26 protein-coding genes and 2 pseudogenes are annotated in these 24,469 nt (G+C 66.5%); 22 read left to right on the top strand and 6 right to left on the bottom strand.

The genetic code is table 11. The features are described from left to right. The first annotated feature begins 8 nt into the window (after nt 1-8). From XarjCFBP7645_RS00340 to XarjCFBP7645_RS00350, 3 genes are all read left to right on the top strand, one after another. Nucleotides 9-614, top strand: a complete 606-nt coding sequence (locus tag XarjCFBP7645_RS00340; RefSeq protein WP_047127329.1) for an isochorismatase family protein — start codon at nt 9-11, stop codon at nt 612-614. Between the two features lie 73 nt (nt 615-687). After that, nucleotides 688-1,494: an SDR family NAD(P)-dependent oxidoreductase gene (locus tag XarjCFBP7645_RS00345; protein ID WP_047127330.1), complete on the top strand. Its 807-nt coding sequence runs from the start codon at nt 688-690 to the stop codon at nt 1,492-1,494. Nucleotides 1,495-1,589: 95 nt separating this feature from the next. After that, on the top strand, nt 1,590-3,167 hold the full coding sequence (locus tag XarjCFBP7645_RS00350) for a subtype B tannase (RefSeq protein WP_219842079.1): 1,578 nt from the start codon (nt 1,590-1,592) through the stop codon (nt 3,165-3,167). Here the strand turns inward: XarjCFBP7645_RS00350 and XarjCFBP7645_RS21800 are convergent. After that, nucleotides 3,151-3,357, bottom strand: coding sequence for a hypothetical protein (locus XarjCFBP7645_RS21800; RefSeq protein ID WP_219842080.1), 207 nt, complete (start codon nt 3,355-3,357; stop codon nt 3,151-3,153). The genes XarjCFBP7645_RS00350 and XarjCFBP7645_RS21800 overlap by 17 nt on opposite strands. A 12-nt stretch (nt 3,358-3,369) precedes the next feature. Here XarjCFBP7645_RS21800 and XarjCFBP7645_RS00355 point away from each other — a divergent pair, with 12 nt between their 5' ends. Both XarjCFBP7645_RS00355 and XarjCFBP7645_RS00360 read left to right on the top strand, forming a co-directional pair. Further along, nucleotides 3,370-3,957 (top strand): pirin family protein, encoded by a 588-nt coding sequence (locus XarjCFBP7645_RS00355; RefSeq protein ID WP_219842081.1) that lies wholly within the window; start codon nt 3,370-3,372, stop codon nt 3,955-3,957. An 81-nt stretch (nt 3,958-4,038) separates the two neighbouring features. Further along, on the top strand, nt 4,039-4,806 hold the full coding sequence (locus XarjCFBP7645_RS00360; protein WP_047127747.1) for an SDR family NAD(P)-dependent oxidoreductase: 768 nt from the start codon (nt 4,039-4,041) through the stop codon (nt 4,804-4,806). Nucleotides 4,807-4,872: 66 nt separating this feature from the next. Here XarjCFBP7645_RS00360 and XarjCFBP7645_RS00365 read toward each other — a convergent pair whose 3' ends face one another. From XarjCFBP7645_RS00365 to XarjCFBP7645_RS22130, 3 genes and pseudogenes are all read right to left on the bottom strand, one after another. After that, nucleotides 4,873-5,991, bottom strand: coding sequence for an FAD-dependent monooxygenase (locus XarjCFBP7645_RS00365; protein ID WP_047127332.1), 1,119 nt, complete (start codon nt 5,989-5,991; stop codon nt 4,873-4,875). Nucleotides 5,992-6,030: 39 nt separating this feature from the next. Beyond that, nucleotides 6,031-6,378, bottom strand: a pseudogene (locus tag XarjCFBP7645_RS22125) (TetR-like C-terminal domain-containing protein); the annotation flags it as partial. Nucleotides 6,379-6,384: 6 nt separating this feature from the next. Continuing rightward, nucleotides 6,385-6,666 (bottom strand): annotated as a pseudogene (locus XarjCFBP7645_RS22130) (TetR/AcrR family transcriptional regulator); the annotation flags it as partial. A gap of 303 nt (nt 6,667-6,969) precedes the next feature. Between XarjCFBP7645_RS22130 and XarjCFBP7645_RS00375 the strand changes: the two are divergent. The 15 genes from XarjCFBP7645_RS00375 to XarjCFBP7645_RS00445 all read left to right on the top strand — a co-directional run bounded on the left by XarjCFBP7645_RS00375 (nt 6,970) and on the right by XarjCFBP7645_RS00445 (nt 20,752). Next, on the top strand, nt 6,970-7,914 hold the full coding sequence (locus XarjCFBP7645_RS00375) for a LysR family transcriptional regulator (protein ID WP_047127334.1): 945 nt from the start codon (nt 6,970-6,972) through the stop codon (nt 7,912-7,914). Beyond that, nucleotides 7,911-8,174, top strand: a complete 264-nt coding sequence (locus XarjCFBP7645_RS00380) for an EexN family lipoprotein (protein ID WP_047128786.1) — start codon at nt 7,911-7,913, stop codon at nt 8,172-8,174. Before XarjCFBP7645_RS00375 ends, XarjCFBP7645_RS00380 begins: the two co-directional genes overlap by 4 nt. Nucleotides 8,175-8,409: 235 nt before the next feature. Further along, a complete protein-coding gene (locus XarjCFBP7645_RS00385) occupies nt 8,410-10,404 on the top strand; it encodes a conjugal transfer protein TraG (protein ID WP_047127336.1) in 1,995 nt (664 codons plus the stop codon). Then, nucleotides 10,401-10,865, top strand: coding sequence for a CopG family transcriptional regulator (locus tag XarjCFBP7645_RS00390; protein ID WP_047127337.1), 465 nt, complete (start codon nt 10,401-10,403; stop codon nt 10,863-10,865). The genes XarjCFBP7645_RS00385 and XarjCFBP7645_RS00390 overlap by 4 nt, the downstream gene beginning before the upstream one ends. A gap of 68 nt (nt 10,866-10,933) precedes the next feature. Continuing rightward, a complete protein-coding gene (trbB, locus tag XarjCFBP7645_RS00395) occupies nt 10,934-11,932 on the top strand; it encodes a P-type conjugative transfer ATPase TrbB (protein ID WP_425511728.1) in 999 nt (332 codons plus the stop codon). Beyond that, nucleotides 11,929-12,315 (top strand): TrbC/VirB2 family protein, encoded by a 387-nt coding sequence (locus XarjCFBP7645_RS00400; RefSeq protein WP_047127339.1) that lies wholly within the window; start codon nt 11,929-11,931, stop codon nt 12,313-12,315. Before trbB ends, XarjCFBP7645_RS00400 begins: the two co-directional genes overlap by 4 nt. Beyond that, nucleotides 12,312-12,581, top strand: a complete 270-nt coding sequence (locus XarjCFBP7645_RS00405) for a VirB3 family type IV secretion system protein (protein ID WP_032956449.1) — start codon at nt 12,312-12,314, stop codon at nt 12,579-12,581. The genes XarjCFBP7645_RS00400 and XarjCFBP7645_RS00405 overlap by 4 nt, the downstream gene beginning before the upstream one ends. 10 nt (nt 12,582-12,591) lie before the next feature. Further along, nucleotides 12,592-15,039, top strand: coding sequence for a conjugal transfer protein TrbE (gene trbE / locus XarjCFBP7645_RS00410; protein WP_047127340.1), 2,448 nt, complete (start codon nt 12,592-12,594; stop codon nt 15,037-15,039). Beyond that, nucleotides 15,036-15,779 (top strand): P-type conjugative transfer protein TrbJ, encoded by a 744-nt coding sequence (trbJ, locus tag XarjCFBP7645_RS00415; RefSeq protein ID WP_047127341.1) that lies wholly within the window; start codon nt 15,036-15,038, stop codon nt 15,777-15,779. The genes trbE and trbJ overlap by 4 nt, the downstream gene beginning before the upstream one ends. A 12-nt stretch (nt 15,780-15,791) precedes the next feature. Next, nucleotides 15,792-16,118, top strand: coding sequence for a hypothetical protein (locus tag XarjCFBP7645_RS00420; protein WP_047127342.1), 327 nt, complete (start codon nt 15,792-15,794; stop codon nt 16,116-16,118). Further along, nucleotides 16,115-17,518, top strand: a complete 1,404-nt coding sequence (gene trbL / locus XarjCFBP7645_RS00425; protein WP_047127343.1) for a P-type conjugative transfer protein TrbL — start codon at nt 16,115-16,117, stop codon at nt 17,516-17,518. Before XarjCFBP7645_RS00420 ends, trbL begins: the two co-directional genes overlap by 4 nt. A gap of 18 nt (nt 17,519-17,536) precedes the next feature. After that, nucleotides 17,537-18,241 carry a conjugal transfer protein TrbF gene (gene trbF / locus XarjCFBP7645_RS00430; protein WP_047127344.1) on the top strand — a complete coding sequence of 235 codons (705 nt, stop codon included), beginning with the start codon at nt 17,537-17,539 and terminating at the stop codon, nt 18,239-18,241. Continuing rightward, entirely contained in the window at nt 18,238-19,227 is a 990-nt protein-coding gene (gene trbG / locus XarjCFBP7645_RS00435) for a P-type conjugative transfer protein TrbG (protein ID WP_047127345.1), read from the top strand. The genes trbF and trbG overlap by 4 nt, the downstream gene beginning before the upstream one ends. A 2-nt stretch (nt 19,228-19,229) precedes the next feature. Next, a complete protein-coding gene (locus tag XarjCFBP7645_RS00440) occupies nt 19,230-20,510 on the top strand; it encodes a TrbI/VirB10 family protein (protein ID WP_047127346.1) in 1,281 nt (426 codons plus the stop codon). Further along, nucleotides 20,507-20,752 (top strand): DUF2274 domain-containing protein, encoded by a 246-nt coding sequence (locus XarjCFBP7645_RS00445; protein WP_047127347.1) that lies wholly within the window; start codon nt 20,507-20,509, stop codon nt 20,750-20,752. Before XarjCFBP7645_RS00440 ends, XarjCFBP7645_RS00445 begins: the two co-directional genes overlap by 4 nt. Nucleotides 20,753-21,204: 452 nt before the next feature. Here the strand turns inward: XarjCFBP7645_RS00445 and XarjCFBP7645_RS21820 are convergent, their stop codons facing one another. Then, on the bottom strand, nt 21,205-21,444 hold the full coding sequence (locus XarjCFBP7645_RS21820; RefSeq protein WP_258079519.1) for a hypothetical protein: 240 nt from the start codon (nt 21,442-21,444) through the stop codon (nt 21,205-21,207). On the opposite strand from XarjCFBP7645_RS21820, the gene XarjCFBP7645_RS00450 reads away from it, so the two are divergent. Then, nucleotides 21,332-21,940 carry an energy transducer TonB gene (locus tag XarjCFBP7645_RS00450; RefSeq protein ID WP_411758010.1) on the top strand — a complete coding sequence of 203 codons (609 nt, stop codon included), beginning with the start codon at nt 21,332-21,334 and terminating at the stop codon, nt 21,938-21,940. The genes XarjCFBP7645_RS21820 and XarjCFBP7645_RS00450 overlap by 113 nt on opposite strands. Before the next feature lie 238 nt (nt 21,941-22,178). Here the strand turns inward: XarjCFBP7645_RS00450 and rlmH are convergent, their stop codons facing one another. Continuing rightward, on the bottom strand, nt 22,179-22,649 hold the full coding sequence (gene rlmH / locus XarjCFBP7645_RS00455) for a 23S rRNA (pseudouridine(1915)-N(3))-methyltransferase RlmH (RefSeq protein ID WP_104535830.1): 471 nt from the start codon (nt 22,647-22,649) through the stop codon (nt 22,179-22,181). Nucleotides 22,650-22,770: 121 nt separating this feature from the next. Here rlmH and XarjCFBP7645_RS00460 point away from each other — a divergent pair, with 121 nt between their 5' ends. Then, entirely contained in the window at nt 22,771-24,312 is a 1,542-nt protein-coding gene (locus XarjCFBP7645_RS00460) for an alkaline phosphatase PhoX (RefSeq protein ID WP_104535831.1), read from the top strand. Nucleotides 24,313-24,469: the final 157 nt, after the last annotated feature.

The raw sequence follows: 24,469 nt of genomic DNA on the forward strand, positions 1-24,469 counted from the left end.
CTTCCATCATGGCAAGAGACCAATTCACCGCCGAAAACTCCGCGCTGCTGCTGATCGACCACCAGGTCGGCACCATGCAACTGATCAAGAACATCGACTCCGGGTTCGCCGGCAAGCAGGCAATCGCGCTGGCCAAGCTGGCGAAGATCCTGAACCTGCCGACCGTGATCACTTCCAGCCAGGAAGATCGCGCCCAGGGGCCGATCATGCCGGAAATCGCCGAAATCCTGCCCGCAGCGCACGCCGCGCGCATCAAGCGTCCCGGCGTGGTCAATGCCTGGGCCTACCCGGAGTTCCGCGACGCGGTGCTCGCCACCGGGCGCAAGCACCTGATCATGGCCGGCGTGACCACCGATGTCTGCCTGATCTTCCCGGCCATTGACGCCGCGCTCGAAGGCTTCTCCGTGCAGGCGGTGATGGATGCCTCGGGCTCGCCCAGCGACCTGTCCGAGGAGTTCTCCCGTCAGCGCATGCACGATGCCGGCGTGGTGCTCACCGCCACCAACACGCTGATGGCCGAGATCGCCCAGGATTGGTCTACGCCCGATGGCCAGCAACTGATCGGCCTGCTGTTCAGCGACGTGTTCCCGGCACTGGGCGCCAGCATCTCCTGAGCCACGCTCCCGACTCGCTGGCCGAAGCGCAAAACGCTTCGACCAGCGACCTGTTTCCATCAAGGAGAAGACAATGAGCTATATCGACGTTTCGGAGCGCTCGCTTAGCAACCTGATTTCGTTGCGCGGTCGCACCGCGGTCGTCACCGGAGGTGCGGCCGGCATTGGCCGTGCGATCAGCAAGCGCCTCGCGGAGGCTGGAGCCACGCTGGTTATCGGCGACCTCGACGAGGCCAAGGCGAAGGAAACGGCCGCCGAGTTCGCGTCCTTCGGCGGCAAGCACCTCGGGGCGAGCCTCGATGTCAACGACCATGCCTCGATCTCCGCGCTTGCCGACCTGGCCGTGTCATCGACCGGGCGGCTCGACATCTGGGTCAACAATGCCGGCATCTACCCCTCCCGTGCGGTGCTGGACATCACCGATACCGAATGGGATCGCGTCATCGACCTCAATCTGCGCGGCACCTTCTTCGGTGCCCGCGAGGCGGCGCTGCGCATGCAGCCCAATACCGGCGTCATCGTCAACATCGTCTCGACCGCCGCCTACAACGCCAGCAATGGCGCCAACTCCGCCCACTACGTCGCCTCAAAGCACGCGGTGGCGGGCCTGACCAAGAGCCTCGCGGTCGAACTGGGCCCCAAGGGCATTCGCGCCGTGGGCGTCGCTCCGACACTGACCGAAACGCCCGGCGTGGCGAGCAAGCGAACCGAAGGCGAGGCCGTCAACGAGGCGCTGGTGCGCTACGCGCAGGCGCTGCCTCTGGGCCGGCTCGGTGTTCCCGACGACATCGCCCGCGTCGTCCTGTTCGCAGCGTCCGATCTTGGTGCATTCGTTTCCGGCAGCGTGATCCCCGTGGACGGCGGCGATCTGGCCCGTTGAGACGGCGGGCATGGCTGGAGGCCCGCCGTTCGCGCGGGCCGCTGCACCGTTCCAAACGTGAGAAAGCATCCAAGACCAGATCACTGGTACTGCCCTTGGCCACCACGCTGTCGGCCATCTGCCTTGTCGCAGCCTGCGGCACGTCCGGCACGCAACAGCACACCTCGGCGGCGGAAGGCTCCACCAGCCTGGACTTCGACGCAGCCCGGTACGAACGCCAATCCCTGATCGTCGATGGCCGTACCATCGCCGTGCGCGCCTACGAGAATATCGTCTACGTCGCCCGGCCGGTGGACACCACCTACCAGGTAATGAACATCTACGTGCCCGAGGTGTACTTCCAGGGCCAGGGCATCGGCGCGTTCACCGCGCAGACCGCGCCGATCTTCTTCCCCAACCAGGTCGGTGGCTACATGCCCGGCAAGCCCGGCACGCCGGCCGGACGTGGCCGCCCCCCCGCCGACGGCGGCCCGCGCGGTGCCGGAACTCCGCCTCCCGAAGGTGTGCCTGCGGGCAGAGGTGGCCCCCCGAGAGACAGCGGCCAGCCCAGCACGATCGCCGTGGCGCTGTCCAAGGGTTACGTGGTCGCCTCGCCCGGCGCCCGCGGCAGAACCACGCGCGATACTGACGGCCGCTACACCGGCAAGGCGCCTGCGGCCATCGTCGACCTCAAGGCGGCGGTGCGCTACCTGCGCCACAACGATGCACGCATGCCCGGCGACGCCGAGAAGATCATCTCCAACGGCACCAGCGCCGGCGGCGCGTTGTCGGCCCTGCTGGGCGCCAGCGGCAACAGCGCCGACTACGCGCCCCATCTGGAGGAACTGGGCGCCGCGCCGGCGCGCGACGACATCTTTGCCGTGTCCGCCTACTGCCCGATCACCAACCTCGAACATGCCGACAGCGCCTACGAGTGGCTGTTCAACGGCGTCAACGATTACAAGAAGATCGAGATGGCGATGCTGGACTACAACGTGCAGCGCAAGGAAGTCGCGGGCACGTTGACGCAGGCGCAGATCGCGCTATCCGGCGCGTTGAAGGCGCAGTTCCCCGGCTATCTCGACAGCCTCGGCCTGCGCGACGCGCAAGGTCGGCCGCTGCGCCTGGACAGCGCCGGCAACGGCACCTTCAAGGACTACGTGAAGTCGCTGCTCATCGCCTCGGCGCAGACGGCGCTGGACGAGGGCAGAGACCTATCGGGCCTGTCCTGGCTCAGTGTGCAGGGCGGCAAGGTGCGCGATCTGGATTTCGACCAGTACGTGCGTTATGCGGGGCGCATGAAGCTGCCCCCCGCGTTCGACGCCCTCGACCTGGGCAGCGGCGAGAACCAACTGTTCGGCACACAGGCGATCGACAAGCGCCACTTCACGGCGTTCGCCCAGGAGCACAGCACCGCCGCCGACGCCTCCCTGGCCGATGCCGAAAAGGTCAAGATGATGAACGCCATGCGCTACATCGGTGCGACCGGCACGGCCACGTCGAGACACTGGCGCATCCGCCACGGCACGAAAGACCGCGACACTTCGCTGGCCGTACCCACGATCCTGGCCGCGACGTTGCAGAACAAGGGCTACGCCGTCGATTTCGCCTTGCCCTGGGATCGCCCGCACAGCGGCGACTACGACCTGGACGCCCTGTTCGCCTGGATGGAGCGGGTCAGCCTCGCGGAGTGAGGTTCGCAGCACTGCCGATCCCGGTATGCCACGCAGCGACACATGAGGACAAGAGATGCTTAACGTACTTCGATCCAGCGCCGGGCGATCCTTCGCCCGAGGCCCATTCAAGATCCGCCGGATACGCCCCGGCGCCATCCTCGGCACCGATGCCGATCCGGCCTTCGGGCAGTTCAGTGTCGTCGATCATGCCCATCTCGATGTGGGCACCGTGGTCGCAATGCACGAGCACGTCAACGACGAGATCCTTAGCTACCTGTGGCGCGGGACGATGGTTCATGAAGATTCGGCAGGCCACAGGGTTTCGATCCACCCAGGCAAGCTGATGATGATGAACGCCGGCAAGAGCTTCTGGCACGAGGAATCGACGCCAGACGAGCCGGTGGAGATGCTGCAGATATTCTTCCGCCCGCGCGAGGCCGATCTATCCGGGCAGGTGCAGTTCTTCGAGCGCCCGGCAGACTTCGCCGAGCAGGGCTGGAACCTGATCGCTGCGCCCGAGGGAAGCCCTGCGCTGCTCTCGGTGCGGCAGAGCGTCACGGTCTACGACGCCCATCTCAAGGCCGGCGAGGCGATCGAGATCCCGCATGCAGAAGGCTTGTCGCCATGGCTGTATGTCATGGATGGACGGGTCAGCATCGGCGGCGAGCGCCTCGGCAAGGGCGACGCGGCCACCGACTTGCAGATCGCCTTGCCGGCCGTGCGCGCCGAAGTGGCGACGACGCTGGTGCTGTTCCTCGTCGATCGTGGGGCGTCCGGCTCGCATGCCGGCACGATCAGCGGCCAATAGCGGCCCGCGCCGACTGTCCAGGCGCCGACTGCTCCCATTGCTGGCGCGATGTTTTCCAACCTAGAGCAACGAGGTGTGACCATGAGACTGCAGGATAAAGTCGTTGTCATCACGGGTGCGGCCAGCGGCATCGGCGCAAGTACGGCGAAGCTGTTCGCTCGCGAGGGCGGGCTGGTGGTGGCCACCGACATCCAACTGTCCGGCGTGGAAGCCGTGGTCGCGGACATCGCCGCCGCGGGCGGCCGGGCGATCGCCGTCGGCCACAACGTCGCTTCGGCCGCCGATTGGAAGACCGTCGTGGAGCGCGCGATCGCTGAGTTCGGCCGGGTCGATGTCCTCATCAACAACGCCGGGGCCGCCGACAGGAAGCCAATCCAGGAGAGCACTCCGGAGACGACCGACGAGGACGACTGGAACCGCGTCATCGACATCGACCTCAAGAGCGTCTTCCTGGGCATGAAGTACGCGATCCCGGCGATGAAAAATGCCGGCCGCGGCTCGATCATCAACGTATCGTCGATCGCCGCCATGGCGGGCAGCGGCGGCCCCTTCGCCTATACCGCGGCCAAGGGCGGCGTGCGCTCGATGACCAAGCACGTGGCCTACCACTACGGCAGGTTCAACATCCGCGTGAACTCGATCCACCCGGGCGGAGTCAGGACGCCGATGATCGAGGCAGACCTCGCCAACCACGCTGAACTCGCCAAGATGATCATGGGCAGCATCCCGCTCGGCCGGCTTGCGGAGCCCTTGGAAATCGCCAACCTGGCCTTGTTCCTGGCCTCGGACGAGTCGAGCTACCTGACCGGAGCCGAGCTGGTGGCCGATGGCGGGGTGACAGCCGCCTGAAGACGGCGGCCGCCTCGGATCGCAACGGGCGGCGATGCCATCGCCGTCCATGGAGGGGCGCGCCGGTCACTTCGCCGCCGCATAGCGGCGATACTCGGCGCTGATCCGGCTCGAATGGGCGACCAGCCCGCGCACGAACGGCAATCGCGCCGCCCCGTAGCGGGCCAGCGCGGCGGCAATGGGTTCCTCTGCCGGCCGGTCGGCCAGCGTCCCGGCCAGCAACGTGGCATCTTCCACGCCGGTCAGGTAGCCGCGCCCGGTCATCGGCGAGACGACGTGGGCCGCATCGCCGACGATGGCCAATGCGCCATGCGCCAGGCGAGGCGGCATGTACTCGGCGATCGGCGCGCCGCTCAGCACTTCGGTCGAGCGCACCCCGGCCATCACCGCCTCCGCCCATTCCGCTGGCCAGAATCGCGGCGCCAGCGTCGCCAGTTCTTCCCTGACCGCTTCGTCGATCGTTCCACGCCCCAGCGTTCCCACGATCTCGCCATCGGCGGTCAGGCAGCCGCTGCGGCGCAGCAGTTCGTCCCGATGCACGTCGAACCAGGCGAAGGTGACTTGGCGCCGCCCAGGTTCCACCGAGCCATCACGGCCAGGGAGCGTTGCGGCGACCAGTCTGTAGCCACCCATGAATTCGATCCACAGTCCGCCATCCGACGGCCAGGGGACTGGGCGCGCCAGCGTGCGTTCCTCGACCAGCCCGCGCCACACCAGGTAGCCGGCGTAACGGGCGAATGGGGCTTCCGGGGCGATCGCCCGGCGCACGGTGCTGCGATAACCGTCCGCGCCGATCACTGCTGCGGCGACCCGTTCGCTGCCGTCGGCAAAGGTGATGCGCGCTCGATCGCCCAAATCGGTGATAGAGGCGACGGTCTTGCCTTCTTCGAGGACAATGCCTGGTGTGGCGATCGCCCGCTCTCGCAGCCAGGCGTACAGCGCCGGCCAGGTGGTCAGTTCGCGATAGGCAGGCACCACGGGCAGCACGGGCGGCTGACGCGGATCGTGCCCCGTGGCCGCTGCCACGAGGGCCAGGTCGATGCTCAGGCTGTCGCCGCCGTGCACGTGCCCGGCGGAGCGCTCGACGACATGCACCGGCACGCCTCTCGCCACGCAGGCGAGCGCCAGGGTGAGGCCGGCGAGCGACGCGCCGACGATGGTGATTTCCGGGTGCGGAGCGCTCATAGCGTGCGAATGTCCATGAAGTTCACCTTTTGGATCTGGTCAGCAAGCGCGAAGCCCCTTCGTCACGATCAAGACCGCATCGTCAATGCTCCGGCTTGCCTGGAGGTTGTTCGTGAACAGGTGCAGCCAAGACATGCCGGTCAACATCGCCACGGCTGCTTCGACCAACGCAGAATCCTCGATCTCTCCCCGCTCGACGGCACGGGCGAAGATGTTGCGCAAGGTTCGTTCGCGACGAGGAAGGAAGGTTTCGCGGAATTCCTGCAGGGACTCCGGGTTCAACTGGATTTCGGTGATGAAGCTGCGCAGCGCTTCACCGGAACGGGTGGTGGCCCACCAGCGCCATAGAGAGCCTAGATGCGCCTTGAGATCCTGTTCCAGGCTCCCAGTATCGGGAACGACGAGCGATGCTTCACCGGAGCGCTCATAAACCTCCCGGATCAGCGCCGCCTTGCTGCCCCACCAGCGGTAGATGGTGGGTTTGCTCGCCCCGGCACGGGCGACCACCGCATCCAGGGTGAATGCCTTGTAGCCGTTTTCTTCCAGGATGTCTTCCGCGGCCGTCAGGATCGCCTCGGTGCTTTCGGGGCTGCGGACAGCGCCGATAGAAAGGCGGCTTCGGCCTTTGGGCTTGGCATTTTTTGCCGGCGTACCGGTCTTCTTTCCAGGTTTCATTTGTCTGTTCTGGCTATCGACTTTGCATCCGAGGACACTCTTTGAAGGTGTCTAACCGCCGGCCGAGGCGGGCGTAGGGATGGACGAGAACATGCCCGGCGCCATCGACTGACCGGACATGAAGATGCGAAGTGGATCTGGCTCCATCAGTGCTGGCTCAGGTGACGGGAATCGCCCTTGACCCCGGCGGAGAAGGGCTGTTCCGATCAAATAGACACTGTGAGTATTTATAGGCTAGGATTATTACATCGTCAATCTCGATGGTGATGCCCGAAAGAGGAGTTAATAAAGGAGAACGAATAAATGGAGCTACGACATCTCCGCTACTTCTTGGCTGTAGCCGAAGAACTTCACTTCGCGCGGGCCGCTGAGCGGCTGCACATCGAGCAATCGCCCTTGTCGAGGGCCATCAAAGAACTCGAAGAAGAACTGGGGACGCAACTGTTCGTGCGTACCACGCGCAGCACGCGGCTGACCCGCGCGGGCACGTTGTTTCTGGAACATGTGCGTCGCGTGTTCGCCGCCCTGCAGCAGGCCCGCGACAGCGTGAAGGCTGCCGCCAATGGTTTCCACCGACAACTGCGCATCGCCTTGTCGGACGGCATTACGCCCTCGCGCCTGCCGGCGCTGCTCGCGCTATGTCGGGAGGAAGAACCCGAGGTCGAGATCCGCTTCTTCGAGGTTCCGCTGTCGCAGCAGATCAAGGGCTTGAACGATGATCTGTACGATTTGGGATTCGCGCAGTCCGAGGAGGTCGGTGACGGTATTACCGCCTTACCTGTTTGGAGCGACCCGCTGATGGTGGCCGTGCCAGCGCGCCATTCGCTGCTGATCCATAAGCGTATTCCGTTGGAAGAACTCATGCGCTTTCCGCTGGTGGTATGCGACGCACCGGCGTGCGAGGGCCATGCGCGCCAAGTCGAGCGGGTGTTGCGCCGGTCGAGCATGGAGCCACTGATTGCCGAACGGGTGGCATCATCCGACCTGATGATGGCGCTGGTGTCGGCTGGCCTCGCCGTGGGACTGAGCGGTGCCTCGCACATTGCGACCAGTCGGGAACCCGGCGTTGTCGCACGGCCGCTGGCCGGCCGGTCGCCGGTACTCACGACGTACCTGCTGTACCCGGCAGGCGAGCCATCGCAAGTGCTGGCTCGCTTCATCGAGCGCGTGCAGGCCATCGAGTCCCCCAAGGCCGTCAGGCCCGCGCCGGGCAATGATCCTTACCTCTCGGAGGAAACAGAGCCATGAACAAGACCATACTGCTCCTGCTGGCCGCGTTTTTGACTGCCTGCGGCCAATCAGAAACGCCCAAGCAGGCCGACATCCCGACCGTGGAGGAACTGGCTGCCGATCCGACACGGTTGAAGGAGTTGCGCCAACAGTGCAAGACCGATCGCCCCAAGTTGGGCGATGTGCTGTGCAATCGGGTAGCCGAGGCAACGCGCAAGCGCTTCTACGGTGACGGTACAACGCCCTACACACCGCCAGAGAATCCGCCCAAGTTCTGATCGCTGGCGATTCGCTACGAATCCTTCATTCTTCGCTAGACACGCCGCAATGCGCCATCGCTTGCGGCGTTTTTCTTTGGCCCGACCCTGCGCGAATTCTTTCTTTTTGCTCGACTTTTCTGCCGATAACGGTCTTTGACCGGCACTGACCCGGCACCGATCCTGACGCCTGCGGCACGTCCTAGTGCCGTTTCTTCCATGAGGAATCAGCGCAGGAGAGATCGGAGGCCAGGTCATGCAAGGGACGAACGTGCTGTTTGGTCAGATCGCCGTAGTGTTCGGCATCGTGATCGCCGGCGTGTGGGGCGCCACACAATGGACAGCAGCGGCCCTTGGCTATCAAGTACGCCTCGGCTCGCCATGGTTCGATCTTCTTGGCACACCCATCTACCACCCGTGGAAGCTGTTCGAGTGGTGGTTCGTCTTCGATGCATATGCGCCGCGCGTGTTCGATACCGGCGGCGCCATCGCGGGCGGCAGTGGCCTGCTGGCAGTAGTGGTCGCAATCGGCATGTCGATCTGGCGCTCGCGGCAGTCGCGCTTGGTCACGACTTACGGCTCGGCCCGCTGGGCGAACGCGGATGACATTCGCAGGGCGGGCCTGACGCAACCGGCCGGCGTGCTCCTCGGCCAGTACGACCATCAATACCTGCGTCACGAAGGCCCGGAACACGTCCTGACCTTCGCGCCCACACGTTCGGGCAAAGGCGTGGGCCTGGTAGTGCCGACGCTGCTGTCCTGGCCAGCCTCGGCCGTCATCCACGACATCAAGGGCGAGAACTGGCAGATCACTGCCGGCTGGCGTAGCCGGTTCAGCCACTGCCTGCTGTTCAACCCGACCGATGCGAAGTCGGCGGCCTACAACCCGCTGCTGGAAGTTCGGCGCGGCGCGCATGAAGTGCGCGACGTGCAGAACATCGCGGATATCCTGGTCGATCCCGAAGGTGCGCTGGAGAAGCGCAATCATTGGGAAAAGACCAGCCACGCGCTGCTGGTCGGGGCCATCCTGCATGTGCTCTACGCAGGCGAAGACAAGACGCTGCGCGGCGTCGCCAACTTCCTCAGCGACCCAGCCAGCCCGTTCGAGCTGACGCTGCACCGGATGATGACGACAAAGCACCTGGGCGATGCACCGCACCCGGTTGTCGCATCCGCTGCGCGGGAAGTGCTCAACAAGTCGGACAACGAGCGGTCGGGCGTGCTCTCCACGGCCATGTCCTTCCTTGGCCTGTACCGCGATCCCACGGTGGCCGAAGTCACGTCGCGCTGCGACTGGCGCATCGCCGACTTGATCGCCGCAGCGCATCCGGTATCGCTGTACCTGGTGGTGCCGCCTTCGGACATCAGCCGCACCAAGCCGCTGATCCGCCTGATCCTCAACCAGATCGGGCGGCGCCTTACCGAATCGCTCGATGGCTCCGATGGCATCGAGCGTCGCCACAAGCTGCTGCTGATGCTCGATGAGTTTCCGGCGCTGGGGCGCCTGGACTTTTTCGAGACTGCCTTGGCCTTCATGGCCGGCTACGGCATCCGCAGCTTCCTCATCGCCCAAAGCCTGAACCAGATCGACAAGGCGTATGGGCAGAACCATTCCATCCTCGACAACTGCCACGTTCGCGTGACGTTTGCGACGAATGACGAAAGGACGGCGAAAAGGATTTCGGAAACCCTTGGCACCGCCACCGAGCTGCGCGCGCAGCGAAATTACGCCGGCCACAGATTGGCCCCGTGGCTCGGCCACTTGATGGTGTCGCGGCAGGAAACCGCACGGCCGCTACTCACTCCAGGCGAGGTGATGCAGCTTCCGCCCGATGAAGCCGTGGTGATGGTGTCCAGCGTCGCGCCGATCAAAGCCAAGAAGCTTCGCTACTACTCGGACGCTAATTTCAGCCGCCGCGTGCTGCCACCGCCTGTACTTGCAGACGGGCACTACGACGATGCGCCGCCATTGCGCTCCGACGACTGGAGCGGGCTGGCGATCCCTGCCGTACCCGCTGCACTGGCCACAGCATCCGCGGATGGCCTGGGCGGCACCGACGACGGCGGCCCACGCCGTCAGCCCGAACTCACCGAAGCCGTCGCCTACGACCCCGAACCGGACGCACACGCTTCCGACCTAGGGCTGCTCGACGACGACTTGCCGCTGCCACTTCCTGCCCAGCTCGACCCGGCCATGCAACGCACGGCCCGGCTGGCGTCCCTCGACCCCAATGACGGAATCGACCTATGAGCCAATACCGCCTCAATCTATTCATTCAGCCCGAGCACGCTCAGCGCCTGGACGAACTCGCCGCCAAGAAAGGCGTGTCCAAGTCGTCCATCGTCGCGGCAGCGCTGGCATCCTGGCTATCGCCGGACGCGGGCGACCAGCGCGAGGCGGCCATCGCCAAGCGGCTGGATCGGCTGTCGCGCCAGACCGAGCGCCTGGAGCGCGACCAGAACATCCAGATCGAAACGCTGGCCCTGTTCATCCGCTACTTCCTGACCGTCAGCACGCCGATTCCCGAAGCCCATCAGGACGCGGCACGCGCCCAGGGCAAGGCGCGTTTCGAGCAGTTCGTGGAACAGCTTGGCCGCCACCTGCTGCGCGGCCGCAGCCTAGTACGCGATGTTGTGGAGGAGCTGCATCCCGATCCGATGCGGATGGATGACGCGGCGGCGCTGGCCGAAGCGCGGGAGAGGGCCTCATGAGCGCCGTTCCGCACACCCCGCCTGAACCACGGTCATCGACCGCGACATCGCTGGATCGCCGCATCCAGATGCTGCGCACAGCCATGGGGCCGCTGATCGCCGCCGCGCTGGAAGACCCGGACGTGGTGGAAATCATGCTCAACCCCGACCGTACCCTGTGGGTCGATCGGCTGTCGTCGGGCCGTTCGCCGCTGGGTATGGAACTGCCCGAGGCCGATGGCGAACGCATCATCCGCCTGGTCGCCGCCCACGTCGGCGCGGAAGTGCATCGCGGCCAGCCGCTGCTGACCGCCGAGCTGCCCGAGACGGGCGAACGCTTCGAGGGCATCTTGCCGCCGGCCGCACCGGGGCCGGCGTTCGCGCTGCGCAAGCGTGCCGTGAACATCATCGGCCTGGATCGCTACGTCGGCGACGGCATCCTGACTGGCGGCCAAGCGGACTTCCTGCGCCGCGCAATACGCGAGCGGCAGAACATCCTGATTGCCGGTGGCACCAGTACCGGCAAGACCACCCTCGCCAACGCCTTGCTGGCCGAGATCGCCGCCACTGGCGACCGCGTGCTGGTGCTCGAAGACACCATCGAACTGCAATGCGCAGCCCGCGACCATGTGCCGCTCCGCACGCGCGCGGGCGTGGTGTCGATGCAGGAGCTGGTGCGCGCCACGATGCGCCTGCGCCCCGACCGCGTGATCGTCGGCGAAGTGCGCGGCGGCGAGGCGCTGGATCTCATCAAGGTGTGGGGCACCGGCCATCCCGGTGGTATTGCCACGATCCACGCCGGTTCCGCGCTGGGCGCACTGCTGCGGCTGGAGCAACTGATTCTCGAAGTGGCCGTGAACCCGCCGCGTGCGCTGATCGCCGAGGCGGTCAATGTCGTCATCCACATCGCCGGTCGTGGCCGCAAGCGCCACGTCGAAAGCATCGCCCGCGTCGTCGGCTTCGACGGCGCGGGCTACCGGCTGGCGGACGCGCTGGAAACGCCGTTTCCCGTGCTGACGCCGGTTCCTCTCGCAGCCGATGCCGCTGCGCCGTCCCCGTCCCCTGACCAACCTGGAGAATTGCCATGACACACGTTGATTCTTTCCGCTTTTCCGTAAATCCGCTTCCCCGCCAGTCCAGCCTTGCGAGGCTGCGCAGCCTCGTCCGCCCTGCGGGGCAGGGGCTGCTGCTGGCCGCGCTGCTGCTGCTCCTGGCCGGTACGGCGCAGGCCGCCGGTTCCTCGATGCCGTGGGAGGGGCCGTTGCAGTCGATCTTAGAGTCGATCCAGGGGCCGGTGGCGCGCATCGTCGCGGTCATCATCATCATCGCCACGGGCCTGGCGCTGGCCTTTGGCGACACCAGCGGCGGCTTTCGCAAGCTGATCCAAATCGTGTTCGGGTTGAGCATCGCGTTCGCCGCGTCCTCGTTCTTCCTGTCGTTCTTCAGCTTCTCCGGCGGGGCCGTCGTATGAGTACGGCCAACGATCTTCCAGGCTTCGAGGTGCCGCTGCATCGCTCGCTGACGGAGCCGATCCTCATGGGCGGTGCGCCGCGCACCGTGGCGATCGCCAACGGCACGCTGGCCGCCGCCGTCGGGCTGGGCCTGCAACTGTGGATTCCCGGCGTGGTGCTCTGGATCGTCGGCCACTCGCTGGCCGTATGGGGTGCGCGCGTCGATCCGCAGTTCATGCAGGTCTTCGCGCGCCACATCAAGCACAAGCCGCTGCTGGACGTGTGAGGGGGATACCATGTTGAACCTTGCCGAATACCGCCAGCGGCCCGCCTTGCTCGCCGACTGGCTGCCCTGGGCCGGACTGATCGCGCCGGGCGTGGTGCTGAACAAGGATGGTTCGTTCCAGCGCACGGCGCGCTTTCGCGGGCCTGATCTGGACAGCGCCACGCAAGGCGAGCTGATCGCCACGTCGGCGCGGCTCAACAACGCGCTGCGCCGCTTGGGTTCGGGCTGGGCGCTGTTTATCGAGGCCGAGCGCTGCGCAGCGGCGGGCTATCCAAGTTCCGACTTCCCCGAGCCGCTGTCCTGGCTCGTCGATGAAGAACGCCGAGCCGCGTTCGAGGAATCGGGCCATCACTTCGAGAGCACCTATCACCTGACGTTGACGTTCCTGCCGCCCGAGGAATCCCGCGCCCGCGCCGCCAAGCTGCTCTACGAGAACTCGCCCGGCGATGGCGTGGATTGGGACGGCCGCCTCGATGCCTTCGTGGCGGAAACCGATCGCGTGTTCGACCTGCTCGACGGCGTGATGCCAGAAATCGCCTGGCTGGACGACAGCCAGACGCTGACCTACCTGCACGCGACCGTCTCGACGCGGCGCTATCGCATCGGCGTCCCCGAAGTGCCTTTCCATCTGGACGCGCTGCTGGCCGACTCCGCGCTCGTCGGTGGCCTGGCGCCCACGCTGGGCGACCAGCACCTGCGTGTGGTGTCAGTGCGCGGCTTTCCGACCTCAACCTGGCCGGGCCTGCTGGACGACCTCAACCGCCTGGGCTTTGGCTATCGCTGGAGCACGCGCTTCATCTGCATGGACAAGGCCGAGGCAGAAAAAGAACTCGGTCGCCTGCGCCGCCAGTGGTTTGCGAAACGGAAGAACGTCGTCGCGCTGCTGCGCGAAACGATCTTCCAGCAGGAAAGCCCGCTGGTCGATACCGACGCCAGCAACAAGGCGGCCGACGCCGATGCCGCCTTACAGGAGCTGGGCAGCGATCAGGTCGCCTTCGGCTACCTCACCGCCACGGTGACGGTGCTCGACGCCGACCCGGCCGGGGCTGACGAGAAGCTGCGCATGGTGGAGCGCGTCATACAGGGCCGGGGCTTCGTCACCATCCCCGAAACCCTCAATGCCGTCGATGCGTGGCTGTCGTCCATTCCCGGCAATGCCTACGCGAACGTGCGCCAGCCCATCGTCTCGACGCTGAACCTGGCGCACATGATGCCGCTGTCGGCGGTGTGGGCCGGGCCGGAGAAGAACGACCACCTCGACGGCCCGCCGCTGATCGTCACCCGCACCGATGGCGCGACGCCTTTTCGCTTGGTCACTCACATCGGCGACGTGGGGCATACGCTGGTCGCTGGGCCGACTGGCATGGGCAAGTCGGTACTGCTCGCCATCCTAGCAATGCAGTTCCGCCGCTACTTTGGCTCGCGGATCTTCGCCTTCGACATGGGGCGCTCGATGCGCGCCACCATTCTCGGCCTGGGCGGTGAGCACTACGACCTTGGAGCCGATGGCGGCATTGCCTTTCAGCCGCTCGCCCGTATCGACGGCGAGGGCTACCGCACCTGGGCGGCCGAATGGGTGGAAGGCCGCCTGCTGCACGAAGGCGTGACCGTCGGCCCCGACGAGAAGGCGGCGATCTGGTCGGCGCTCGGCAGTCTCGCCGGTGCACCGGTCGAACAGCGCACGATGACCGGGCTTTCCGTGCTGCTGCAATCGAACGCGCTGCGCCAGGCACTCGCGCCTTATGTTCTGGGCGGCGCGCACGGAAAGCTGCTGGATGCGGACGCCGACCGCCTCGGATTCGGCAATGTGCAAGGCTTCGAGATGGAAGAACTGATGCACAGCCCCGCCGCCGTGCAAGCCGTGCTGCGCTATCTGTTCGCCCGCTTCGATGAGCGCTTCGACGGTGCGCCCACGCTGCTGATTCTCGATGAGGCGTGGCTGTTCCTCGATGAGCCGTCTTTCGCGGCGCGCATCCGGCAATGGCTCAAGACGCTCAGGAAAAAGAACGTCAGTGTCATCTTCGCCACGCAGTCGCTGGCCGACATCAAGGATTCGCCCATCGCGCCCGCGATCATCGAAAGCTGCGCCAGTCGGATTTTCTTACCTAACCCGCAGGCCACCGAGCCGCAGATTCGCGCGATCTACGAGGGCTTCGGCCTCAACAGCCGGCAAATCGAGATCGTCGCCACCGCGCAGCCCAAGCGCGACTACTACTACCAATCGCGCCTCGGAAATCGCCTGTTCGACCTCGACCTGGGGCCGGCCGCGCTCGCGTTCGCGGGCGCATCCACACCGCAAGACCAACGCGACATCGACCGCGTGCTGACACAGGCCGGCGCACCCGGCTTCGCCGGCGCGTGGCTGCGCCATCGCGGCCTCGATTGGGCCGCCGATCTGCTGCCGTCCGCACCGGCGGCGGCTTCCTTCCTTTCACAGTCACAGGAGAACTTGCCATGAAGACCAAGCCCCGTCTGCTGTCCGTCTCGCTCGCAGCCGTGCTGTCGGTGTCTCTGCTGGCCGTACAGCCCGCGTCCGCGCTGACGGTGTTCGACCCGTCGAACTTCGTGCAGAACACGCTGACCGCCATCCGCACGCTGGAGCAGATCAACAACCAGATCAACCAGCTTCAGAACGAAGCGCAGATGCTGATGAACCAGGCGCGCAATCTAGCGAATCTCGACTTCAACATCGTCAACCGGCTGCGCTCCACCCTCGCCACCACCGAACGCCTGATCGCCGAGGCGCGCGGCTTGGCCTACGACGTGCAGAGCATGGATGCCACCTTCGCCCGCCTGTACCCGGAGCAATATGCCGCCACCATCAGCGGTGACCGCATGGCGCAGGACGCCCGCGAACGCTGGCAGAACACCTTGAACGGCCTGCACACCGCGATGCGGATGCAGGCGCAGGTGTCGCAGAACCTCGCCCAGGACGAAAGCGCGCTGGCAGACCTCGTGAGCCAGAGCCAGTCGGCCACAGGGGCGTTGCAAGCGATGCAGGCGACGAACCAGCTTCTCGCGCTCCAGGCCAAGCAGTCCATCCAGGCCCAGCAGCTCCAGATCACGCAAGACCGGGCCGCTTCGCTGGAACTCGCGCGGCAGGCGGCGGCGACCGAGCGCGCCCGCGAAGTGCGGCGGCGCTTCCTCGGCACCGGCACGCCGTACACGCCGCAGTCCGTCAACTTCTACAACAACTGACGGGAGGCGGCCATGCGATGCGCTCCCGTCCTGCTGGCCATGCTGCTGACCGCTTGCGGACAGCAGCCGGCCGAGAACCTGGCCGACGCCTTGGCCGCCGATCACGTGCGGCTCAAGGCGTTGCGCGCGCAATGCGCGGCTGACCGGCAAGCCGAGGGCGAGGACGCCTGCCGTGCCGCCGCCGAAGCCTTCCGGCGACGATTCTTCGCCGGCCACACCGGGCCGGACGAATACGGCTCGCTGACCGACTTGCCGCCGATTCCGCCGAGCTTCGATACGCCCGCCGACGACGTACACGAAGGCGACGCGCCACCCGCCTCGCCGGAGGACACGCCATGAACGACGTGACCATCATCGACCGCTTTCTCGACACCTTCTCGCGCTACATCGACTCGGGTTTCGGGCTACTGCAAGGCGAAGTCGCGTTCCTGACCGCCACGCTCATCGTCATCGACATGACCATCGCCGGCCTGTATTGGGCCATGAGCCACGCGACCGGCCAGGGCGAGGACGTGATCGCCAAGCTGCTGCGCAAGGTGCTGTACGTCGGCGCCTTCGCCTACATCATCGGCAACTTCAACTGGCTGGCGAGCATCGTGTTCCGCTCGTTCGCCGGCCTGGGGATCACGGCCACCGGCTCGGCCATCACGATGGAGAACTTTCTCCAACCGGGGCGACTGGCGAAGACCGGCATCGACGCGGGCGCGCCGATTCTGGAACAGATCGGCGATATGGCCGGTTTCCCCGAAGTATTCGTGAACCTCGACCCCATCGTGGTGATGTTCCTCGCCTGGCTGGTGGTGATCCTGTGCTTCTTCGTGCTGGCGGTGCAGCTTTTCATCACGCTGATCGAGTTCAAGCTGACCACGCTCGCCGGCTTCGTGCTGGTGCCATTCGCGCTATGGAACAAGACGAGCTTCCTGGCCGAAAAGGTGCTCGGCAACGTGGTGTCGTCGGGCATCAAGGTCTTGGTGCTGGCCGTCATTGTCGGCATCGGTTCGGGCCTGTTCGCGGAGTTCCAAGTGCATCCCGACGAGCCATCCATCGACCATGCCCTTGTCGTGATGCTGGCCTCACTCGCGCTGCTGGCGCTGGGCATCTTCGGCCCAGGCATCGCCACCGGCCTGGTATCCGGGGCGCCGCAGCTTGGCGCGGGTGCAATGGCCGGTGCCGCTGTCGGCGCTGTTGGCACGGGTGTTGCCATTGGCGCCGCCGCGACTGGTGTGGGCGGTGCGGTCATGGCCGGGGCGCGCATGGCGCCGGCCGCCGCCAAGCTGGCCGGCAGCGGTGCGCGTGCCGCTGCCTCGACGGCCGGTAGCGCCCGGTCGGCGTTCCAGGCCGGTTCCGCCGCAGCCGGTGGCGGGGCCAAAGGCGCGATGGCGGGCCTGGGCAATGTCGCCAAGACCGGCGCACAGGCGGCGGGCCGTCGCGCTGCTTCCGGCGCTTCCGCTGCCGGGCAGAAGATGGCCGGCCCTTTCCGTGCCGGCTGGAACGGATCTTCGGGCGATTCCGGCACAGGGGCCGCATCCGGCGGTGCTGCCGCCGGTGCAGCCACGGCCGGCCCATCCGCCGCAGACGGCGCCGCCAGTTCGCAGAAGCAAGAACAACCCGCCTGGGCCAAGCGGATGCACCGCCGCCAACAAGCCACCCATGCCGCCACCACCGCCGCCCACACGCTGCGGGGTGGCGACGGCGGCGGCTCCGGGCAAGGCCCGAGCCTGCGCGATTCCGATACCTGACCTTGAAGGAGAACACCCATGCGATTCAAACGACCGCAGGTGCGCTACGCCGATACGCCGCAGCCTGCCACTCCGTACCAAGCAGCCGCCCAGGTGTGGGACGACCGTATCGGCTCGGCCCGCGTGCAGGCCAAGAACTGGCGGCTGATGGCCTTCGGCTGCCTAGTGCTCGCGCTGCTGATGGCTGGCGGCCTGGTCTGGCGCTCGGCGCAGTCCATCGTGACCCCTTACGTCATCGAGGTCGATCAGGCCGGACAGGTGCGTGCCGTGGGCGAGGCCGCCACGCCTTACAAGCCGGCTGACGTGCAAGTCGCCTATCACCTGGCGCGCTTCGTGACGCTGGTGCGCTCGCTGTCCATCGACCCCATCGTCGTGCGGCAGAACTGGCTCGATGCCTACGACTACACCACCGACCGCGGCGCGGCCGTGCTGAACGATTACGCCAGCAAGAACGATCCGTTCGCCCGCGTTGGCCGGGAGTCGGTGACGGTGCAGATCACCAGTGTGACCCGTGCCAGCGACACGTCTTTCAACGTGCGTTGGACGGAGCAGCGCTACGTCAACGGCGCGCCCGCCGGCACCGAGCGCTGGAACGCCGTGCTGTCCACCGTCTTGCAAACCCCGCGCACCGAACAGCGCCTGCGCAAGAACCCGTTGGGGATCTACGTCAACGGTCTGTCGTGGAGCCGCGAACTGGATTCTTCTGAAGGAGCCAAGCCATGAACCTACCTTTCCGCTTTTACGCTTTGCCGTCGATCCTGCTGGCCCTTGCGGGCTGCGCCTCGCAGGGCAAGCCGCCGACCATCTCGCTCGACGAGCCGGTGCAGGCCCAGCCGCTGCCCGAACCGCCAGCGCCGGTGGAGGTCGTCGCCGTCCCTGAGCCGCTGGCGTTGCCTGCGCAGTTGAAGCCGCTGCCGGCGGCCGATGCGGCCCCGGCTGCGCCGGAGCCGGCCGATGAGAAGGTGCGCGTTTCGCGTGCCAACGCGGAGGCGCGCATCGCACCCACGCGCGAGGGCTACGTCAATGCGATCCAGGTCTGGCCCTTCACCGATGGCGCGCTCTATCAGGTCTATGCCGCGCCGGGGCGCGTGACCGTGGTGTCACTCCAGCCGGGCGAGGAACTGGTGACGGTCGCCGCTGGCGATACGGTACGCTGGATCGTCGGCGACACGTCCAGCGGCAGCGGCGATGCGCTGCGCGTGAACGTGCTGGTGAAGCCCATCCGCTCGGGCCTGAAAACTAATCTGGTCATCACCACCAGCCGACGCACCTACCTGCTGGAGCTGACCTCGACGGAAAAGGCGTGGATGGCGTCGGCATCTTGGGACTACCCGAAAGACCGGATGCTGGCCTTGCAGCGCCAGTCGCAGGCGGCCAGCGCCGCCGCGCCGGTCGATACCGGCCTGTCGCTGGAGAAGATCCGTTTCCGCTACGCGGTGTCGGGCAGCAACCCACCGTGGAAGCCGCTACGCGCCTTCGACGACGGCGAGAAGGTTTATATCCAGTTCCCGGCAGGTATCGCCCAGGGCGAGCTGCCGCCGCTGTTCGTGATCGGCGCGCAGGGCGACGGGCAACTGGTGAACTACCGTTTTCGCTCGCCGTACTACATCGTGGATCGGCTGTTCGGCGCGGCCGAACTGCGCCTGGGCGGCGATGGTGGCGACGTGGTGCGGATCGAGCGCACCGACGGCGTGGCGCGGAGGAACTGACCATGAGCCAGGACGATACCCCTGACCTTGCAGCCCCGCAGGTGGCCAAGGTGGCGCCCGAGGCGGTGGCGCTGCGCGCCCAGCCGCGCCCGGTCACGCGCCTGAACCGGCGCACGCTGGCCATCCTCGCCGGCGTCCTGTCGGTCGCCGTGTTCGGCGCGCTGATGTGGTCACTGCAACCGCAGCGGCGCGGCGCGGGCGAACAGACCGAGCTTTACAACGTCGATCGCGTGTCGAAGTCGGAAGGACTGGACGGGTTGCCAGCGGACTACTCCAAGCTGCCGCCGGCCTTGTCGCCTGCCGTGCCAGAACTGGGGCCGCCACTGCCGGGCGATCTTGGCCCGGCCATCGTGAAGTCGCAGCAACCGGTGACTGCCGCCTATGCGGCCCCAGGCCACGATCCGAACGACGCGCTGCGCAAGGAAGCCGAAGCGGCCGCGGCCTCGTCGGTGTTCTTCCGCTCGGGTGGGCAGAATGCGGCGCCGGTAGCGCAGACACAGGTGGCTGCTGCGCCGGGCTTCGCTGCCAACGCGGCGTTCGATCCGATGGCGGCTGGCCCGGCCTCGACGGCGGCCCAGCCTGCCGATCCGACCGCCGTGCAGAACCGGCAAGACCAGAAAGAGGCTTTCCTGAAAGGCGGTTCCACGGAAACCCGTAATTCCGGCAACCTGACCCTGCCGGCTTCGCCGTACCAGGTCATGGCCGGAACGGTGGTGGCCGGTGCCTTGGTGACGGGCATCAAGTCGGACTTGCCGGGCGACGTGATCGCCACGGTGACAGAGCCGGTCTATGACACGGCCACCGGGCGTTTCCTGCTGATCCCGCAGGGTTCGCGCATCCTGGGGCGCTACAACAGCTCGGTCAGCTATGGGCAGAGCCGCGTGCAGGTGGTGTGGAACCGGATCATCCTGCCCGACACGTCATCGCTCACGCTCGACAACCTCGTCGGCACCGATCCGGCCGGGTATGCCGGGCTGGAAGACGATGTGGACTGGCATTGGGATCGCATCTTTGCCGGTGCGGCGCTGACCACGCTGCTGGGCATCGGCGCCGAGCTGGCCGCGCCGGAGAACCGCCAGGACGGCGATCGCGTCATCATCGCCGGGCGCGACAGCTTGCAGGACACGGTGAATCAGGTCGGCCAGGAAGTGACCCGTCGCAACCTCAACATCCAGCCCACCTTGACCGAACGGCCGGGCCTGCCGGTACGGATCATCGTCAACCGCGACTTGGTGTTGCGCCCGTACCAGCCGCTGTTCTTCAATCGAGGGACTTCACGATGAGCACGACCAAGAAGCTGCGGCTCGGGCCGCTGCCCAAGACCGAAAGCGTCAAACTGACCTTTGCCTGCCCGGCCAGCCTCAAAGCCGACCTCGACCGCTACGCCGCGCTGCACGCGCAGGCGTATGGCGAGGCGGTGGATGCGGTGACGCTGATCCCGCACATGCTGGAAGCGTTCATGGCGGGGGATCGGGGATTCAGAAAAGGAGGGACGGGCAAGGCCGCCCCGCCGAAACCTAGTTGACGATGCGGACGCCTCTACCATCCGCCCACAATGAAAGCGCAGCCCAAGGGCTGCGCTTTCGCTTTGAGCGGTAGCTTGCGACAGGCCGGACTATGATGATGGTGTGACCTTGCCCGCTCCTCCGCTCCTGGGCTTGCTACCGCGAAACGCCTATGCGACACCTAGCTCAAAACGCGGCGAGAGCACACCGAGGCCGAAATTTGGCCTAACCTATTACCCCACAAGACATTTCGTACCGTTGCGTGTCTGCACTAATGACTTGACAGCGGACATTTTTTATTGGGCAAGCCAAAAGTTCTGCCGCCTCGCCTTGCGATGACACCTGCCCCGCTTCCGGCACGAGTCAGATGTGCCAAATGTGTGCGGATCGATGCGACCGGGGCGAATCGACCAGCCGACCTCCGGCGCGTCGAAATCGCTTGTGCCCGCGCAAGGCTCGCGGTAAACCTACGCTACCGGATGGTGTAGTGCGTCCGGCTCGCGCTGGTCCTTTCCGCAGTTCCGTTGAGGAGGTGGATGATGGTTCGCACGCAATCGCAGGTTTCTTCCCGATCCACTGGCATCGACACGTCGCGCGTCCTGGCGATGAGCACGGCGGTGGCCTTGCACTTGCTGGCCGGCGGGCTGTTGTTGATACCGCTCTCGTACCGGGCAATTCCGCAGCAGCCCGCACCGAAAGAACGCTGGGTCATGCCCATCACCATCGAGACGCCGCCGCCACCGGTGTTTCCGATCGAGGTGAAGTTCAAGCCGAAGGCAACGCATACATCGCCGACCACGGTGCCGGTGCAGGTGCAGACCCAGGTGATCAGTGAGCCCGCGGTGGTCGACAACGCAACGTTCGCCTTACCTGCGGTCTCGGAGGCGGCGTCTGACAGCGCGCCGGCGATTGCCGCGCCCAGCGGTCCGATCGAGGCAGGCCAGCTGCAGTATCTGAGCTCACCGGCGCCGAGTTACCCGGCGGCAGCGCTGCGTGCCGGGCAGCAAGGCACGGTGCTGCTGCGCGTGTTGGTCGGCACCGATGGGCGCCCGGCCGAGGTGAGCGTGCAGACCAGCAGCGGTCATCGCGCGCTCGATCTGGCCGCACGTAGCCAGGTGCTGCGCAACTGGCGCTTCCAGCCGGCGATGCAGAACGGCCAGGCCGTGCAGGCCTACGGCCTGGTGCCGGTGAGTTTTTCGTTGAACTGATGCGTCATCACCTGCGGCGACCCGGATGCCCGGTCGCCGCATGGTCTGGCGTTGCGCAGCCGGCCACTGCGAGGCCACGGTTTCAGCTGTTGCATGCGCAGCATTGCATCGCGCCTTGCGTGCACGCGACGACGTGCGGTCTCGCGGATCGGATTAAGGGTGCGCGCTGCTACTCGCCCGCACACCCATCTGGAAAGCGCAGCGGCGAGACGCGGCATACTGCCCTCGCGCATGCCGCTTAGGCGCGGTGATACGGATGGTTGGCCAGCATCGCTGCAGCGCGGTACAGCTGCTCGGCGACGATCAGGCGCACCAGCATGTGCGGCAGGGTCAGCGGGCCGATCGACCAGCTTTCGCTGGCGGTTTTCAGCACCTCGGCGGCGTGACCTTCGGGGCCGCCGATCAGGAACGCCAGATCGCGGCCCTGCCCGCGCCAGTGCTCCATGCGCTGGGCCAGCTGTTCCGAACTGAGCGGGCGGCCCGGGATATCCAGCGCAACCACGTAGGCGTTCTTGGGCAACGCGGTAAGCACGCGGCGGCCTTCGTCGTCGATCGCACGTTGCGCGTCGCGCCCTTTGCCGCGCAGGCCGGGCTCGATCTCGACCAGCTCCAGCGGCATCCAGTGGGAGAGACGTTTCTGATATTCGGCAAAGCCCTGCGCCACCCAGGCCGGTGCGCGCTCGCCGGTAGCGATAAGTCGGCATTTCATGACCACATGATATCCGCGTCACAGCTTGGGCATCGGAACCGGGTCGATCGCGCCGGTGTCATGGTGCGGTTACAGCGGGCTTCTAGGGTCGGCGCACTACCCAGCCCGCAGGAGTCGTTCGATGCCGATTTTCGATCCCGCCCGCCGCCAGGTGCTCAAGGGCAGCGCCGCCGTGATGGCCGCCGGTGCGCTTGGCAGTTTGAGCGCGCTGCAAGCGCGCCAGGCCCGGGCCGCCAACAGCGCCTCGCCGCCGCTGCAGCTTGCCCCGGTGCCCAGCCGGTATGGTCCGCTCGCGCCGGTCGCCGACCAGAGCACCGGGCTGCCGTTGCTACAGTTGCCGCGCGGTTTCAGCTACCGCTCGTTCGGCTGGAGCGGCGACCGCATGGACGATGGCCAGCCCTGCCCCGACCGCCATGACGGCATGGCCGTGGTCGGCCTGCGTCGGCCCGACTGGCGTCCGGGCAGCGACCCGTTGCGCGGCCTGGAATATGTGCTGATCCGCAACCACGAACGCGGTGCGACCACCCCGTTCCGCGCACCGGCGATGTACGACACCGGCATCGTCAGCGGCACCCAACTGGCCGGCGGCGGCACCACCACGCTGAGTTACGGCCGCCGCGGCTGGGGCAGTCTGGAGCCCAGCCTGGGCGGCACCCTGGTCAACTGCGCCGGCGGCCCGACCCCGTGGGGCACCTGGCTGAGCTGCGAGGAGATCAAGACCAATGCGGTATCCAGCACCGGCCGCAAGCATGGCTACGTGTTCGAAGTGGACCCGGACAGCAAGCGCACCACCGGCCGGCCGCTGGTCGGGCTGGGCCGCTTCAGCCACGAGGCAGTGGCGATCGATCCGCGTACCGGCATCGTCTATCTCACCGAGGACGATCGCAACAAGGCCGGTCTGTACCGCTTCATTCCCAACGACCGCCGTGGGCGCAATGGCTCGCTGGAAAACGGCGGCCGGCTGCAGGCCGCCCGCGTGCGCGGGCGGCGCAATGCCGATCTCACCGTCGCCAGCATCGGCCAGCAGTTCCAGCTGGAATGGGTGGACATCGAAGAGCCGGATCTGGACAGCATCGCCGCGCCGACCGGCTTTGCCGACATCGGCGCCAACGACACCCTGAGCGGGCCGTTCGCGCAGGCCTGGGCAAACGGCGCGCTGCGCATGAGCCGTGGCGAAGGCATCTGGTACAGCTACGGCAAGCTCTTCATCGTCGACACCAGCACCGGCGTGGATGCGCAGGGCCGGCGCGGTTACGGCAACGGCGCGGTATGGGTGCTGGACCTGTTCACCCAGCGCCTGAGCGCTCTGTTCGTCAGCGGCAATCAGCTGGCCGCGCACAACCCGGACAACGTCACCGTCAGCGCGCGCGGCGGCGTGGTGCTGTGCGAAGACGGCGGCGAAAGCCCGGACGAATACGGCCCCGGCGCGCGGCTGCTCGGGCTGACCCGCGGCGGCGAATCGTTCTATCTGGCCAAGAACAATGTGCAGCTCACCTCGCAGCAGATCGCCGATGCCGGCAAGACCATTGCCGAGGGCGACTACCGCGATACCGAGTTCTGCGGCGCCTGCTGGGATCCGCTGGCGCGCACCCTGTTCGTCAACATCCAGACCCCGGGCATCACTCTGGCGATCACCGGGCCGTGGGAGCGCGGGCCGTTGTGAACCTGTGGCCCTGAGCTGGCTGTCTTAGGCATAGGGCAACGGCCAGCGCTGCCGAACGGACCGGCCTCCGTTCGGCAGCGTCGCTCCGGCCGCCGGCACAACGCCACGCATGCACGCGCCCCGATTGCAGGGCTGGCAGTGTGTCCAGCCAAGGCTG

It is taken from the genome of Xanthomonas arboricola (genome assembly GCF_002940665.1).
GTDB lineage: Bacteria > Pseudomonadota > Gammaproteobacteria > Xanthomonadales > Xanthomonadaceae > Xanthomonas > Xanthomonas arboricola_B.